The following is a 15,745-nucleotide window of genomic DNA, read 5'->3' as shown; positions in this document are numbered from 1 at the left end:
AAGAGCACATGGCGGTCTTCGTCGCGCTCGGCGCGTTCCTGATGACGCTGGCCGGCGGCTGGGCGGCACACCGTGTCACCGACCGCCGTCACCTGGTGCTGGGCCTGGCCGGCGGCCTGATGCTCGGCGTGGTCGGCCTGGAACTCCTGCCCGAGTCGCTGGAGGCCGCCGGTACGGAGGTGTACGGCGTACCGGCGGCGCTGCTCCTCTTCGTCACCGGCTTCCTGCTGGCCCACCTGATGGAGCATCTGCTGGTGCCGCGTCAGGCCGCGCACGGGGGCGAGGAAGCCATCGGCCGCAGCCCCGAGGTGGGCCTCACGGCCGCCGCCGCGATGGTCGGCCACAGCGCCATGGACGGCGTGGCCATCGGCGCCGCCTTCCAGGTGGGCGGAGGCATGGGCGCGGCCGTCGCCGTCGCCGTGATCGCCCACGACTTCGCGGACGGCTTCAACACGTACACCCTCACCAGCGTGTACGGGAACACCCGCCGCCGGGTCCTGCTGATGCTCTGCGCCGACGCCGTGGCACCGGTCGCCGGCGCCGCCTCCACGCTGTTCTTCACCATCCCCGAGCCGCTGCTCGGCGGCTACCTCGGCCTGTTCGGCGGCGCACTGCTCTACCTCGCGGCGGCCGAGATCCTCCCCGAGGCGCACCACGTGCACCCCGCCCGCTCCACACTGCTGTGCACCATCGCGGGCGTGCTGTTCATCTGGCTGGTGGTGGGCACGATCCACTGACCGGCGGCAGCGGCGGCTCACAGCTTCCCACCCCGCCCGCCGTCGCGCCGCGGCGGCGCGATCAGCGTCGACAGATACGGCAGCGGCGTCCCGTCCAGCTCGGCGGCCGGCCGCACCGACTCCTCCGGCAGCCCCAGCGCCGAACCCCACACGGCACCCTCCAGCCGCCCGGCCTCCCGCAGCGCCTCCGCGACCTCGCCCGCCTGCCGCCCGAACTTGTACGCCACGACCGTCCCCGGCCCGGCCAGCGCCTCCTTGAGCACCGCGGCCCCCGCCGTCACCGGCACCAGCGTCAGCGGCTCGGTGCCCTCCGTCAGCACCGCACCCGACCGCGCCGCCAGATCCTGCATCGCGGTGATCCCCGGCACCGTCTCCACCACCGTGCCCGGCACCAGCCCGGCGACGGTCTGCGCGAGATACGTGAACGTCGAGTACACATTGGGGTCCCCGATGGTCGCGAACGCCACCCGGCGATGCCGGCGCAGCAGACCGGCGACCCGCTCACCGGCCGCGTCCCAGGCGGCCTCGCGCCGTGCCCGGTCCGTGCGCTCGTTCAGCGCGAACACCACCCGGACGACCTTCTCCACGGGCACGTAGTGCAGCACCGTCGCCTCGGCCCGCCCCCGCTCGCCCGTGTCCATCACCGGCACCACCACCACATCGGCGGCCCGCAGGGCGTTCACACCCTTGACGGTCACCAGCTCCGGGTCACCGGGACCCACCCCGACTCCGATCAGACGGCTGCTCATGACGTCCGGCACCTCTCGACGAACCGACGGGCCACACCGGGCTCGGACGCCCAGTGCGTGTGCAGATAGCTCGCGTGCACCCCGCGCCGTACAAACCCCTCGACGCGCGGCTTCGGGGCCCGCACACCCCAGGCCGGCACGTCCCCGGCCCCCGGCTCCACGACCGTCCGGTGGAACTCGTGCCCGCGCATCCGCGTCCCGGCGACGGCGAGACAGCTGTCACCCACGGCCACGGCGTCCCGGTAGCCCAGCGTGAGCCGCTCGCTCATCCGCGCGGAGGCGTCCAGCACCCCGCACAGCGGCAGCCCGTCCAGCTCCCGGCACAGATACAGCAGCCCGGCGCACTCGGCGGCCACGGGCGCGCCGCTCTCCGCCAGCCCGGCAACGGCCTTGCGCAGCCGCTCATTGGCCGACAGCTCGGCGGCGTACACCTCCGGAAACCCGCCCCCGATCACCAACCCGCGTGTTCCGGGCGGCAGTTCCTCGTCCCGCAACGGATCGAACGTGACCACCTCGGCCCCGGCCGCGGCCAGCAGCTCCGCATGCTCGGCGTAGGAGAACGTGAACGCGGCCCCACCGGCCACGGCCACGACGGGTCGCTCCGAAGCGCGGGGCTCCGGACGAGCCTCGTCAGCCTTTTCAGCCGACAGCTTCGGGTGGTGGGCGGGCAAGGCGGGGGTCCAGGGGGCAGCGCCCCCTGGTACGGCACCGGCAGTACGCGCCAACGAGACAACCGCGTCCAGATCACACCCCGCTGAAACGCTCGCAGCCATCGCCGCAACCGCCTCAACCGCCAACAGCCCCCGCTCGGCAACCGGAACCAACCCGAGATGCCTAGACGGCGTACTCACCCGCTCAGCCCGTCGCAAGGCGCCCAGCACCGGCACCCCCACCGACTCCAGCGCCTCCCGCAACAACTCCTCGTGCCGGTCCGAGGCCACCTTGTTCAGGATCACGCCCCCGACCCGCACCTCCGGATCCCAGCTCACGAACCCGTGCACCAGCGCCGCCACCGACCGCGACTGCGACGACGCGTCCACCACGAGCACCACCGGCGCCCCCAGCAGCTTCGCGACCTGCGCGGTGGACGCCAGTTCACCCTCCCCGGCGGCACCGTCGTACAGCCCCATCACGCCCTCGACCACCGCGATGTCGCAGCCGCGCGCCCCGTGCAGGAACAGCGGAGCGATCAGCTCCGGCCCGCACAGATACGCGTCGAGGTTCCGCCCCACCCGGCCGGTGGCGAGCGCGTGGTACCCGGGGTCGATGTAGTCCGGCCCCACCTTGTGCGGGGACACGGACAGCCCCCGCGCGGTGAGCGCGGCCATCAGCCCGGTGGCCACGGTCGTCTTGCCGCTGCCGGACGACGGCGCCGCGATCACCAGCCGGGGGACACGGGCAGGGGACGTCACCACTCGATGCCCCTCTGCCCCTTCTGCCCGGCGTCCATAGGGTGCTTGACCTTCGACATGTCCGTCACCAGATCCGCGCAGGCGACCAGCTTCTCCGGCGCGTTCCGCCCCGTGATCACGACGTGCTGCGTGCCCGGGCGGCCGCGCAGCACCTCCACGACCTCGTCGGTGTCCACCCAGCCCCAGTGCATCGGGTAGGCGAACTCGTCCAGCACGTACAGCCGGTACGTCTCGGCGGCCAGGTCCCGCTTGACCTGCTCCCAGCCCTCGCGGGCCTTCTCCGCGTTGTCCATCTGCGCGTCGCGCTGCACCCAGGACCAGCCCTCGCCCATCTTGTGCCAGGCGACGGTCCCGCCCTCACCGGAGTTCCCGAGCACCCGCAGCGCCCGCTCCTCGCCGACCTTCCACTTCGCCGACTTGACGAACTGGAACACCCCGATCGGCCACCCCTGGTTCCAGGCCCGCAGCGCCAGCCCGAAGGCGGCGGTGGACTTGCCCTTCCCGATGCCCGTGTGCACGATCACCAGCGGACGGTGCCGCCGCTGACGAGTCGTCAGCCCGTCGTCCGGCACCACACTCGGCTGTCCCTGCGGCACTACGCGGCCCTCCTTCGTACGTCCTTGACCAGCCCGGCGATCGAGTCGGCGCGCAGCTCGTCCAGCGTCACCGCGGTGCCGCCCAGCTCACCGGCCAGCTGCCCGGCGAGCCCCAGCCGCACCGGACCCGACTCGCAGTCCACGACCACGGAGGCGACCCCGTCCGCCGCGAACAGCCGCGCGGCCCGGCCGGCCAGCACGACCGGCTCCGGACCACCGGTGGCCCGCCCGTCGGTCACCACCACCAGCAGCGGACGCCGCGCCGGATCCCGCAGCCGCTCCACCCGCAGCACCTCGTGCGCGCGCAGCAGCCCCGCCGCCAGCGGGGTGCGGCCGCCCGTGGGCAGCGACTCCAGCCGGGCCGCCGCCGCGTCCACGGACGAGGTGGGCGGCAGCGCCACTTCGGCACCCGTCCCGCGGAAGGTCACCAAACCCACCTTGTCCCGCCGCTGATAGGCGTCCAGCAGCAGCGACAGCACGGCACCCTTCACGGCGCTCATCCGCTGCCGCGCGGCCATCGAGCCGGAGGCGTCCACGACGAAGAGCACGAGGTTGGATTCGCGCCCCTCGCGCCTCGCCTGCCGCAGATCGTCGCGGCGCACGACCAGACCGCGCCCCGACCGGCCCCGCGCCCGCTGGTGCGGGGCGGCGGCCTGCACGGTGGCGGCCAGATGCAGCTTGGTCAGCGCGCCCCGGGGCCGCTGGGCGCCCATGGTCCGCCCGTGCTCGGTCCGCGCCCGCGAACGCCGCCCCGCGGCACCCTGACCGATCCCGGGCACGCTGAACACCTTGGTGCGGAACGGCTCCGCCGCCCGTACCGCCGACTGCTCCCCGGCACCCGACGGCTGCGGCTCCCCGTCCTCCCCGGCCTCGGGCCGGGCACCGCTGCCCCCGCCCGCAGGCCCCTCGTCCGGCTCCGGCTGCCCACCGCCACCACCGGGACCGCCACCGTCCCCGTCCGGGTCGGGATCGTCGTCCCCGGAGAACTCCTCCAGCGTCTGGTCGAGCTTGTCCTCGTCCAGGCCCGGCGCGTCGAACGGATTGCGGCGCCGGCGGTGCGGCAGCGCCAGCAGCGCCGCCTGCCGCACGTCCTCCGCCAGCACGTCCGTCCGCCCGGCCCACGCCGCCAGCGCGGTCGCCGTCCGCGCCATCACGATGTCGGCGCGCATGCCGTCCACCTCGAAGGCCGCGCAGGTCGCCGCGATCTGCCGCAACGCCCCGTCACCGAGCCGCACCTCAGGCAGCAACTCCCGTGCGGCGACGATGCGTTGCCGTACGGCGGCCTCCTCCTCGGCCCACCGCGCGGCGAAGGCCGCCGGGTCGGCGTCGTAGGCGAGCCGCCGCCGTACGACCTCCACCCTGGTCTCCGGCTCCCGCGAGGCCGCGACCTCCACGGTCAGGCCGAAGCGGTCGAGGAGCTGGGGCCTGAGCTCCCCTTCCTCGGGATTCATGGTCCCGACCAGCAGGAACCGCGCCGCATGCCGTACGGAGACGCCTTCACGCTCGACGTACGAAGCGCCCATGGCCGCCGCGTCCAGCAGCAGGTCCACCAGATGGTCATGCAGCAAATTGACCTCGTCGACGTAGAGGATCCCGCGATGCGCCTCTGCCAGCAGACCCGGCTCGAAAGCCTTCACGCCCTCCGCCAGCGCCCGCTCGATGTCGAGCGCCCCGACGAGCCGGTCCTCGGAGGCGCCCACCGGCAGCTCGACCATCCGCGCGGGACGCGTCGTGCCACCCCCGCTCTCGTGCGGCCCGTCCGGGCAGCCGGGGTCGGGCGCGGCGGGATCGCAGGAGAACCGGCAGCCCGGCACCACGGCGACCTCGGGCAGCAGCGCCGAAAGGGCCCGTACTGCTGTGCTCTTCGCGGTGCCCTTTTCACCGCGCACCAGCACGCCGCCGACCGCGGGCGACACCGCGTTCAGCAGCAGAGCGAGCCGCAGGTCGTCCTGGCCGACGACGGCCGTGAACGGAAATGGGGTGGTCACTGCGCGCTCACTCCTTCGGGTGCTTCCCGCGGCGACGGCAGCTTCTGCGTCGACGACGCAGCCACCATCGAGACCTGGTCCTCGCCGTCGCGGGGGTGGTCCGACGTACTCGGCACTGAGTTACTCGTACATCCAGTGGTCCCCGCCGTCGCGGGGGTGTTGAGGGCGTTCATTCGTCGCCCTCCAGGTCTGCCTCAAGCTCGAGGTAGGTCGCTCGGAGCCGGTCCAGGGTCTCCTGGTCCGGCTCCCCCCACAGCCCGCGGTCCGCCGCCTCCAGGAGCCGTTCCGCGATGCCCCTCAGTGCCCACGGGTTGGACTTCCGCATGAACTCCTGGTTCTCTGCCGAGAAGACGTACTCAGACGCGAGCCGCTCGTACATCCAGTCGTCCACGACCCCGGCCGTGGCGTCGTACCCGAACAGGTAGTCCACGGTCGCCGCCATCTCGAAGGCGCCCTTGTAGCCGTGCCGTCTCATCGCCGCCATCCAGCGCGGGTTGACCACCCGCGCCCGGAACACCCGGTGCGTCTCCTCGCCCAGGGTGCGGGTCTTCACCTGGTCCGGTGTGGCGGAGTCGCCGACGTACGCCTCGGGGCTCGCCCCGGTCAGATGGCGCACCATGGCGACCATGCCGCCGTGGTACTGGAAGTAGTCGTCGGCGTCGACGAGATCGTGCTCGCGGGTGTCGACGTTCTTCGCGGCCACGGCGATCCGCTTGAACGCCGTCTCCATGTCGCCGCGTGCCGCGCGTCCGTCGAGTCCGCGCCCGTAGGCGTAGCCGCCCCACACCGCGTACACCTCGGCGAGGTCCGCGTCGCTGCGCCAGTTGCGGGCGTCGATGAGCGGCAGCAGGCCCGCCCCGTAGGCGCCCGGCTTGGAGCCGAAGATGCGGGCCGTCGCGCGCCGCCGGTCGCCGTGGGCGGCGGTGTCCTCCGCCACGTGCGCCCGTACGTAGTTGGACTCGGCCGGCTCGTCCAGCTCCGCCACCGCGCGTACCGCGTCGTCGATCAGTCCGACCACGTGCGGGAAGGCGTCCCGGAAGAAGCCGGAGATGCGGACCGTGACGTCGATGCGCGGCCGGCCCAGCTCCTTCAGCGGCACGATCTCGAAGCCGGTGACCCGCCTCGAGGCGTCGTCCCACACCGGGCGGCAGCCCAGCAGGGCCAGGATCTCGGCGATGTCGTCGCCCTGGGTGCGCATCGCGGAGGTGCCCCACACGGTGAGGCCGACGGACTTCGGATACTCGCCGGTGTCCCGCAGATACCGCTGGACCAGCGAGTCGGCGAGCGACTGCCCGACCTCCCAGCTCAGCCGGGAGGGGATCGCCTTGGGGTCGACGGAGTAGAAGTTGCGGCCGGTGGGGAGGACATTGACCAGGCCGCGGGTCGGGGAGCCGGAGGGGCCCGCGGGGACGTAACCGCCGTCCAGGGCCCGCAGGATGTGGGTGATCTCGTCCGTGGTGCGGGCCAGGCGCGGTACGACCTCCTCGCAGGCGAAGCGCAGCACGGCCACGGCGGCGGGGAGTTCGGTGCCCAGCACCTCGCGCACCAGGTCCGGCGCCTGGTCGGCCGCCCAGCCGCGCTCCTCCATGCCCTCGGCGATCCGGCGGCACAGCTGCTCCAGCAGATCGATCGCGTCGGCGGCCGTACGGGAGGGCCCGTCGACGAGGTCGGTCAGCTCCGCCGGCACCTTCACCGGGGCGCCCGGCTCGACCAGCAGCTCCTTCTCCGCGAGCCCGAAGTGCTCGGCCAGCGCGGCCCGCAGGCCGGGCAGCGCGTCGGCCTGACCGCCCCACACCTGGGAGGCGCGCAGCACCGCCAGCACCAGGTTGACGCGCGGCTCACCGACCGGGCCGCCGCCCAGGACGTGCAGGCCGTCCCTGATCTGCACGTCCTTGATCTCACAGAGGTAGCCGTCGATGTGCATGACGAACTCGTCGAACTCGTCGTCGTCCGGCTGTTCGTCCACATGCAGGTCGTGGTGGAGCTCGGCGGCCTTGACCAGGGTCCAGATCTGCGCCCGTACCGCCGGTGCCTTCGCCGGGTCCAGGTCGGAGACCAAGGCGTACTCGTCGAGCAGCTGCTCCAGCTTGGCCAGGTCGCCGTAGGTGTCGGCGCGGGCCATCGGCGGGACCAGATGGTCCACCACGGTGGCGTGTCCGCGGCGCTTGGCCTGGGTGCCCTCGCCGGGGTCGTTGACGATGAACGGGTAGACCAGCGGCAGGTCGCCGAGCACCGCGTCCGGTGCGCAGCCCGCGCTCAGGCCGAGGCCCTTGCCGGGCAGCCACTCCATGGTGCCGTGCTTGCCCATGTGCACGATGGCGTCGGCGCCGAAGGTGTTCTCCAGCCAGCGGTAGGCGGCCAAGTAGTGGTGGGAGGGCGGCATGTCGGGGTCGTGGTAGATCGCGATGGGGTTCTCCCCGAAGCCGCGCGGCGGCTGGATCATCACGACCACGTTCCCGAACTGCAGGGCCGCCAGCACGATGTCGTCACCGTCGACATAGAGCGAGCCCGGCGGTTCGCCCCATGCCTCGGTCATCGCCTCCCGCAGCTCGGGGTCGAGCTTGTCGAACCAGGCCCGGTAGTCGGCGAGTGGCACCCGTGCGGGAGCCGCGGCCAGCTGCTCCTCGGTCAGCCACTCCACGTCGTGACCGCCGGCCTCGATCAGCCGGTGGATCAGCTCGTCGCCGCCGGACGGGTAGTCGGTGAGCGAGTAGCCGGCGTCGCGGAGCGCGTCCAGGACGCGTACGGCCGAGGCGGGGGTGTCCAGGCCGACCGCGTTGCCGACCCGGGAGTGCTTGGTCGGGTAGGCGGTGAAGACCAGCGCCAGCTTCTTCTCGGCGTTCGGCTTGTGCCGCAGCGCCGCATGGCGCACGGCGATCCCGGCGACCCGCGCGGCCCGCTCCGGGTCGGCGACGTACACCGGTACGTCGTCCGGGCCCTGCTCCTTGAAGGAGAACGGCACGGTGATCAGCCGTCCGTCGAACTCCGGGATGGCGACCTGCATCGCCGCGTCCATGGGGGACAGCGCGGCGTCCGACTCCTCCCAGGCGGCGCGCGGGGAGGTCAGGCACAGTCCTTGCAGCACGGGGATGTTGAGGTCGGCGAGGGCGCCGATGTCCCAGGTCTCTTCGTCGCCGCCGGCGGACGCCTGCGAGGCGTGGGTGCCGCCGGCGGCGAGCACGGTGGCGACCAGCGCGTCGGCCTTCGACAGCAGCGTGTACAGCTCCGGGTCCGCGCCGCGCAGTGAACCGCAGTACACGGGAAGGGCGTTGGCGCCGCGGGCCTCGATCGCGTCGCACAGGGTGTCGACGAAAGCGGTGTTGCCGCTCAGCTCGTGCGCCCGGTAGAAGAGCACGCCGACGGTCGGGCGGCCGTCGAGCAGGGGGCGTTCGCCGTGCACGCCGAAGGCGGGCATCTTCCGTGGCTCGTCGAAGCCCTCGCCGGTGAGCAGCACGGTGTCGGACAGAAAGCGGGCCAGCTGGGTGAGGTTGTCCGGCCCGCCCTCGACCAGGTAGCGCAGCGCCTCGGCCACCACACCGGCGGGCACCGTCGACTCGGCCATCAGCTCGGCGTCGGGCACGGCCTCTCCGCCGAGCAGCACGGCCGGGACGCCCGAGGCCTTCACCGCGGCCAGCCCGTCCTCCCAGGCCCGCTTGCCGCCGAGCAGCCGCACCACGGCGATGTCCGCGCCGTCCAGCAGCGCGGGCAGCTCGTCGGTGACGTCCACGCGGGTCGGGTTGCCGATCCGGTACTCGGCGTCGCCGGCCCGCGCCGCCAGCAGATCGGTGTCGGCGGTCGACAACAACAACACAGTGCTCATGCGGGCGCTCCCGGTGGGATGAAGGGCAGTCCTTGCGGCGCGCCGGACTCGATGAGCCGCCACAGCGCGTCCGTGTCCGCGTGCTGTTCGATCAGGTCGCCGAGCCGGTCCAGCTGCTGTTCGCGCAGCTCGGCGAAGGAGGTGTCGGGGGCGGGTGTGAAGCGGCGGCCCGCGGCGGCGGCCACCTCGCGCAGGAACGCACGCCGGAAGCCGTCCGACTCCAGCGAGCCGTGCCAGTGGGTGCCCCAGGTGTGCCCGACCCGGCAGCCGTCCAGGCTGTGTCCATGGTCATCGGAGATGAACGTCTCACCACCGAGGACTTCGGCGATGCCGTGGTGGATCTCGTAGCCCTCGACGCGTTCTCCGAGGGCCTGGCCGGCGGGCCGGGTAAGGGTCTTCTCGCGGGCGAACCGCACCCGTACCGGCAGGATCCCGAGCCCGGTCACCCGGCCCCGGCGGCTCTCCACCTCGTCCTCGATGTGCTCGCCGAGGATCTGGAAACCGCCGCAGATGCCGAGCACGGGACGTCCCTCGGCCGCCCGGCGCACCAGCGCCTCCGCCAGGCCCCGTTCGCGCAGCCACTCAAGCGCCCGCACGGTGCCGCGGGTTCCTGGGACCACCACCAGGTCGGCGTCCGCCAGCTCCTCGGGACGGTCCACGAACCGCACCACGACGCCCGGTTCGGCGGCGAGCGCGTCCACGTCGGTGAAGTTGGACATCAGCGGCACCGCGCACACCGCGACCCGCAGCACGTCCTCGCCGACCGGCGCGGCCACCTGCGACTCGCGCACCGCGCCGCGCAGCGAGACCCGCAGCCCGTCCTCCTCGTCGATGCCGAGCCCGTGCCGGAACGGCAGCACCCCGTAGGTGCGCCGCCCGGTGAGGCCGTGCAGCATGTCGAGGCCCGGCTGAAGCAGCGACACGTCGCCGCGGAACTTGTTCACCAGGAAGCCGGCGACCAGCTTCTGGTCCTCGCGGGAGAGCAGGGCGACGGTGCCGAAGAAGGAGGCGAAGACACCGCCGCGGTCGATGTCGCCGACGACCAGCACGGGGAGCCGCGCGCCCCGCGCGATCCCCATGTTCACGATGTCGGTCCGGCGCAGATTGATCTCCGCCGGGCTGCCCGCCCCCTCACAGATCACCGCGTCATACGTGCCCCGCAACTGCGCAAGGCAGTCCAGCACGGTGCCCAGCAGCCGCTGTTGGCGTCCGCCGTGGTAGCCGCGTGCGCTCAGCTCGCCGACCGGTTTGCCGAGCAGCACCACCTGGCTGCTCTGCTCCCCGCCGGGCTTGAGCAGCACCGGGTTCATCAGCGCCGTGGGCTCCAGCCGGCAGGCCTGCGCCTGCATGGCCTGCGCCCGGCCGATCTCGGCGCCCTCCCGGGTCACGAACGAGTTCAGCGACATGTTCTGCGCCTTGAACGGCGCCACCTTGACGCCCTGACGGACCAGCCAGCGGCAGATGCCGGCGGTCACCACGCTCTTGCCGGCGTCCGAGGTGGTCCCGGCGACCAGCAGCCCCCCACCGTTCATGCGCCCCGTCCCTTCATGAGCCTGCGCGCCACGGCGCCGGCGCCCAGCGCGAGCCAGCCGACCCTTCGGGAGAGCCGTACCGCCCGTTCGATGTCGGGCACGGTCACCGCGCGCCCCTGCCCGTTGAGCACCGGCCGGTGCTCGATGCGCCCGCCGTAGGACAGCGTGCCGCCGAGCCGCACACCCAGCGCGCCCGCGAACGAGGCTTCCACGGGGCCCGCGTTGGGGCTCGGGTGCTTGGCGGCGTCCGCCCGCCAGGCCCGCACCGCGCCCTTCGGGTCCGGACCGGCGAGCGCGGCCAGGGCGGCGGTCAGCCGCGCCCCCGGCCAGCCCGCCAGGTCGTCAAGGCGGGCCGACGCCCAGCCGTAGCGGCGGTAGCGCGGCGACTTGTGGCCGACCATGGCGTCCAGCGTGTTGACGGCGCGGAAGCCGAGCAGCCCCGGCACCCCGCCGACGGCACCCCACACCAGGGCGCCGACCACCGCGTCGGAGGTGTTCTCGGCGACGGACTCCACCACCGCGCGGGCGATGCCGTCGGCGTCCAGCGCCTGCGGGTCGCGCCCGCACAGATGCGGCAGCCGTGCCCGGGCCGCCTTCACGTCACCGGCCTGAAGGGCACGGGCGATGGCGCGGGCCTCCCGGGCGAGCGAGGTGCCGCCCACCACGGCCCAGGTGGCGACGCCGGTCAGGGCGAGAGAGGCGGCGGGGGAGCGGCGTACGCAGCGGGCGGCCAGGCCGCCCAGGGCGACCGTCCCGCCGACGCAGACGGCGGTGTGCGCGGCGCCCCAGCCGCGATGGTCCCGCCACAGCACACGTTCCACGGCAGCCGCGGCCCGCCCGAAAGCCGCGACCGGATGCCCGCGGCGGGGATCGCCGAGCAGCAGGTCGCCGAGGAAGCCGGCGGCGGAGCCGTACGCGAACACGCGATCGGCACCCATGGGTTCAGCCGGTGACGGATCCGGTGGGAATGCTCCGGGGTGCCCCGGTACGGGGCGGTGCGTCGCTGATCGACCTCAACAGGCAGCCGCGCATGGCGATATATGTCCTCACTCAGGGTGTCCGCGCCCTGGTTCGACGAGACCGGCGGTGAGAGTTCCTGGCTCCCGGGGTTGGTCACCCCGGTGACAGTGGCGGGACCGCGCCGGACTTCCACCGGCTTCCTCTCCTGCCGCCGCACTTGGCTCCGGCAGTCCACCACGCCCCCGGAAGGGCCGTCAACTTGCCGTTGACCTGCGAGGCTGAAGTGTGCTGAGGCCCACAGAGGGGTTCGGGTGGGGGAGCGCGAAAGGGTGGTGCGAGGCATCGCCTCGCACCACCCTCCGGAAACGCTCGCGGGGATCAGGCTGCCATGATCAGATAGATCCCGTAGCCCACCGCCGCCGCGCAGGCGGCGAAGCAGGCGTAGGCACCGGTGAGCGCCAGGGCCGCGGACCGGCCCTGCTCGGCGGCCCGTTCGCGGCGGGACAGGCCGGTGATGCCGAGTGTGAACAGCGCCACCAGTGCCACCGTGACCACGAGGCTGACGCCGAAGACGGAACCGAGGGCCGCCCAGTCGATCTTCATTGCTCTGCTGCTTTCCTTCGTGAGCCCGGGTGAGGGACGGGGCGGTCAGACGGTGGTCTTCGCCGGCGGGTTCGCCGGGTCGGCGGGCGCCGGAGCGGTGGGGGCAGGAGCGGTGGGGGCAGAGACGGTGGCCGTCAGCTCCTCCTCGAGGGCGCCGGTGGGCGGCGGGGTGACGGCGGCGATGGCCTGGGTCACCACGCCGGCCGGCTCCTCGGCCGGGGTCTCGGGGGCGTTGACGTTGGTGTGGTCGACCACCTCGCGCCGGGAGATCTTCCAGATCGCGGCGCTGGAGGCGACCAGGAAGACGGCCACCAGGACGGTGCCCCAGTCGCCGAAGCCGCAGACCCACTCGGCGAGAGCGGCGACGAGCGCGGCGGCGGGCAGCGTCAGACCCCAGGCGACGAACATCCGGGTGGCGGTCGACCAGCGGACCACGCCGCCCTTGCGGCCGAGGCCCGCGCCCATGACCGAGCCGGAGACGGAGTGCGTGGTGGACAGGGAGAAGCCGAGGTGGGAGGAGGCCAGGATGACCGTGGCGGCGCTGGTCTGGGCGGCGAAGCCCTGCTGCGGCTGAAGGTCGGTCAGGCCCTTGCCCATGGTGCGGATGATGCGCCAGCCGCCGAGGTAGGTGCCCAGGGCGATGGCGACGCCCGCGGAGAGGATGACCCACAGCGGCGGGTCGGAGTCGGGGGCGAGGGCGCCGCCGGCGATCAGGGCGAGGGTGATGATGCCCATCGTCTTCTGGGCGTCGTTGGTGCCGTGGGCCAGGGAGACCAGGCCGGCGGAGGCGATCTGCCCGGCCCGGTAGCCCTTCTCGGCGGCCTTGCCGTCGGCCTTCCGGCCGAGGCGGTAGGTCAGCCGGGCGGCGAGCATCGCGGCGATGCCGGCCACCAGCGGGGCGGCGAGCGCCGGGATCAGCACCTTGGTGACCAGCACGCCGCCGTGCACCGCGCCGATTCCGGCGGTGGCGACGGTGGCGCCGATCAGACCGCCCATCAGGGCGTGCGAGGAGCTGGACGGCAGACCGACCAGCCAGGTGAGGAGGTTCCAGAGGATCGCGCCGACCAGGGCGGCGAAGATGACCTCGGGACGGATGCCGGTCTCGTCGACGAGACCCTTGGAGATCGTGTTGGCGACCTCCACCGAGAGAAATGCACCGACAAGGTTGAGGACGGCGGACATGGCCACTGCCGCCTTGGGCCTCATCGCACCGGTCGAAATGGTCGTTGCCATCGCGTTCGCGGTGTCGTGGAAACCGTTCGTGAAATCGAACGCGAGTGCGGTCACCACCACAATCGCGAGGATCAGCGAGAAGCTTTCCATTTACCCAGGCAATCGTTCGAGGTCATTGGCTGGTCGAACGTAGGTAACCAGGGTGAACGGAAGATGAACTGGGAGGGGCACGGCGGTGACCGGAAGGGGCGGCTGTTGTTCCGCCGGACGGCGGGGCCGGACCCGTACGGTACGCCCGGCCCCGCGACGGCGCGGCGAGACGGCCGCTCAGTCCCCCCGTGCCAGTGCCTTCAGCCGGCCGAGCGACCCGTTGAAGTAATTCTGGTCACCCGGAAGAGTGCCGCTGTTGTCGTACTGCCAGAACGTCCACGACGACCAGCCCGCCGGCAGCGCACCCGGCCCCGACCTGCTGTAACGGGCGATCCACAGCGGGTGGTCCCGGCCGAAGGCGGGGCTGTTGCCGGTGCAGGTCCGCCACCAGTGGGTGGTGGTGTAGATCACAGGACGGCGCCCGGTGCGCCGGTGGACCTCGTTGCTGAACGAGCGGATCCAGGCGGTCATCCGGGCCTTGCTCAGCCCGTAGCACTTCTCCTTGCGGTCGTACGGGTTGTACTCGATGTCGAGAGCGGGCGGCAGCGTGCGCCCGTCGGCTCTCCAGGCGCCCCCGTTGCGTACGAACCAGGCCGCCTGGGTCCGGCCCGAGGACCGGTCCGGCAGCGCGAAGTGATAGGCGCCGCGGATCAGCCCGGCCCTGCGGGAGCCGTCGTACTGCTGCCGGAAGTACGGATTGCGGTAGGTGGTGGACTCGGTCGCCTTGACGTAGACGAACCGGGCGCCCTTGGACCTCGCCTTCTGCCAGTTCACGCTCTTCTGGTGCGACGAGACGTCGTGCCCCTTCGGGCGGCTCGCCGAGGTGGCCGGCGCCTCGGCGAGGACGGTCCCGCCGAGCGCGAGCGCGGCCACGGAGGCGGTGAGGAGCCTGCGGCGGCGACGGGACGCCGGCATGCGATCACGGGCCATTGTTTCCCCCCGGATATGGCGATGTGCACGTGAACGCCTCGACGCTACTGGAAGATCGTTGAATACGGGACGATCTCCGGCCAAGGTGATTCCGCTGGTCGAAATGGGGGATATGCACCCTTACGGAGGGTCGCATTCCGCCCTAAAGTGCCCTGGCTCAAAGGGCCCTGGAGGACTCCTGGCAGGATCACGGTATGGCTGAGCAGCGGGACGACCGGCGTGACGCCAGTGGCGTCGGAAACGGTGCGGGGGACGTGGGGGAATCGCGAAGGCGGCGTGTGAGCGAGGAGGAGGCACGCGCCTGGGCCGACCTGGTGGACACCGCGCGCCGGACCGCCGCCGAGGGTCTGGTCGTCGGCACCTCCGGCAACGTCTCGGTGCGCGTCGGGGAAACGGTCCTGGTCACACCGTCCGGAGTGCCCTACGACCGGCTCACGCCGGACGACGTGACCGGCGTCGACCTCACCGGCCGCCAGGTCCTCGGCACGCTCGTGCCGACCAGCGAACTGCCCATGCATCTGGCGGTGTACCGCGCGACCGACGCCCGCGCCGTCGTCCACACCCACGCCGTGCACGCGACGGCCGTCTCCACGCTCGTCCACGAGCTCCCGCTGATCCACTACATGGCCGCGGCCCTCGGCGGGCCCGTCCGGGTTGCCCGCTATGCGACTTACGGGACGGAGGAGTTGGCCGAGAACATGCTCGATGCGCTGAGCGGGCGCACGGGTTGCCTTTTGCAGAACCACGGGACTGTGACGTATGGCTCGACGCTGACCCAGGCCTATGACCGGACTGCGCAGCTGGAGTGGATGTGCCGGGTTTGGCTGACCGCGTCTGCCGTGCCGGGGCGTACGCCGAGTCTGCTCTCGCCGGCTCAGCTTGATGAGGTGGCGGAGCGGTTGCGGGGGTATGGGCAGGATGGGGGTGACGGGGGCGGGTCCTGAGCTGCCGTGGTGTGCCTGGGATGGGCGCCCGGGGTGGGTGCTGGGCGGGGGTGGGTAGGCGCTGGCCCCGCTGCAGGGGGTGCCTCCCCCACTCTCGGCTGCGCTCGAGCGGGGGCACCCCCATCGCCCACCCTCCCCCACTCTCGACTTC

General features: G+C 72.7%; 12 protein-coding genes and 1 riboswitch. Of the genes, 2 read left to right on the top strand and 10 right to left on the bottom strand.

The features are described 5' to 3' along the window. Nucleotides 1-8: 8 nt before the first annotated feature. A complete protein-coding gene (locus tag ABD198_RS07080; RefSeq protein ID WP_343998561.1) occupies nucleotides 9-737 on the top strand; it encodes a ZIP family metal transporter in 729 nt (242 codons plus the stop codon). A gap of 17 nt (nucleotides 738-754) precedes the next feature. On the opposite strand, the gene cobI is transcribed toward ABD198_RS07080, so the two are convergent. From cobI to ABD198_RS07030, 10 genes are all read right to left on the bottom strand, one after another. Then, nucleotides 755-1,486 (bottom strand): precorrin-2 C(20)-methyltransferase, encoded by a 732-nt coding sequence (gene cobI / locus ABD198_RS07075; RefSeq protein ID WP_343998559.1) that lies wholly within the window; start codon nucleotides 1,484-1,486, stop codon nucleotides 755-757. Beyond that, nucleotides 1,483-2,901: a cobyrinic acid a,c-diamide synthase CobB gene (locus ABD198_RS07070; protein ID WP_343998557.1), complete on the bottom strand. Its 1,419-nt coding sequence runs from the start codon at nucleotides 2,899-2,901 to the stop codon at nucleotides 1,483-1,485. The genes cobI and ABD198_RS07070 overlap by 4 nt, the downstream gene beginning before the upstream one ends. Continuing rightward, nucleotides 2,895-3,494: a cob(I)yrinic acid a,c-diamide adenosyltransferase gene (gene cobO / locus ABD198_RS07065; RefSeq protein WP_343998555.1), complete on the bottom strand. Its 600-nt coding sequence runs from the start codon at nucleotides 3,492-3,494 to the stop codon at nucleotides 2,895-2,897. The genes ABD198_RS07070 and cobO overlap by 7 nt, the downstream gene beginning before the upstream one ends. Continuing rightward, nucleotides 3,494-5,482 carry a putative cobaltochelatase gene (locus ABD198_RS07060; protein WP_343998553.1) on the bottom strand — a complete coding sequence of 663 codons (1,989 nt, stop codon included), beginning with the start codon at nucleotides 5,480-5,482 and terminating at the stop codon, nucleotides 3,494-3,496. The genes cobO and ABD198_RS07060 overlap by 1 nt, the downstream gene beginning before the upstream one ends. 169 nt (nucleotides 5,483-5,651) lie before the next feature. Further along, a complete protein-coding gene (cobN, locus tag ABD198_RS07055; RefSeq protein ID WP_343998552.1) occupies nucleotides 5,652-9,302 on the bottom strand; it encodes a cobaltochelatase subunit CobN in 3,651 nt (1,216 codons plus the stop codon). Further along, nucleotides 9,299-10,834 (bottom strand): cobyric acid synthase, encoded by a 1,536-nt coding sequence (locus ABD198_RS07050; RefSeq protein ID WP_343998551.1) that lies wholly within the window; start codon nucleotides 10,832-10,834, stop codon nucleotides 9,299-9,301. The genes cobN and ABD198_RS07050 overlap by 4 nt, the downstream gene beginning before the upstream one ends. Next, the gene (locus tag ABD198_RS07045; RefSeq protein WP_343998550.1) at nucleotides 10,831-11,772 is read right to left on the bottom strand and encodes a cobalamin biosynthesis protein; all 942 of its coding nucleotides are present in this window, start codon (nucleotides 11,770-11,772) and stop codon (nucleotides 10,831-10,833) included. The genes ABD198_RS07050 and ABD198_RS07045 overlap by 4 nt, the downstream gene beginning before the upstream one ends. Nucleotides 11,773-11,905: 133 nt before the next feature. Beyond that, nucleotides 11,906-12,045, bottom strand: a riboswitch (cobalamin riboswitch). Nucleotides 12,046-12,172: 127 nt separating this feature from the next. After that, the gene (locus ABD198_RS07040; protein WP_343998548.1) at nucleotides 12,173-12,397 is read right to left on the bottom strand and encodes a hypothetical protein; all 225 of its coding nucleotides are present in this window, start codon (nucleotides 12,395-12,397) and stop codon (nucleotides 12,173-12,175) included. A gap of 45 nt (nucleotides 12,398-12,442) precedes the next feature. Further along, nucleotides 12,443-13,720 (bottom strand): inorganic phosphate transporter, encoded by a 1,278-nt coding sequence (locus tag ABD198_RS07035; RefSeq protein ID WP_343998547.1) that lies wholly within the window; start codon nucleotides 13,718-13,720, stop codon nucleotides 12,443-12,445. A 177-nt stretch (nucleotides 13,721-13,897) separates the two neighbouring features. Beyond that, nucleotides 13,898-14,650, bottom strand: a complete 753-nt coding sequence (locus ABD198_RS07030; RefSeq protein ID WP_343998545.1) for a lysozyme — start codon at nucleotides 14,648-14,650, stop codon at nucleotides 13,898-13,900. Nucleotides 14,651-14,844: 194 nt separating this feature from the next. Here ABD198_RS07030 and ABD198_RS07025 point away from each other — a divergent pair, with 194 nt between their 5' ends. Then, complete coding sequence (locus tag ABD198_RS07025; protein WP_343998543.1) at nucleotides 14,845-15,594, top strand: class II aldolase/adducin family protein; 750 nt, start codon at nucleotides 14,845-14,847, stop codon at nucleotides 15,592-15,594. The last annotated feature ends 151 nt before the right edge of the window (nucleotides 15,595-15,745 follow it).

Source organism: Streptomyces thermocarboxydovorans (genome assembly GCF_039524635.1).
GTDB lineage: Bacteria > Actinomycetota > Actinomycetes > Streptomycetales > Streptomycetaceae > Streptomyces > Streptomyces thermocarboxydovorans.
This window is presented reverse-complemented; position numbering and strand designations above follow the sequence as displayed.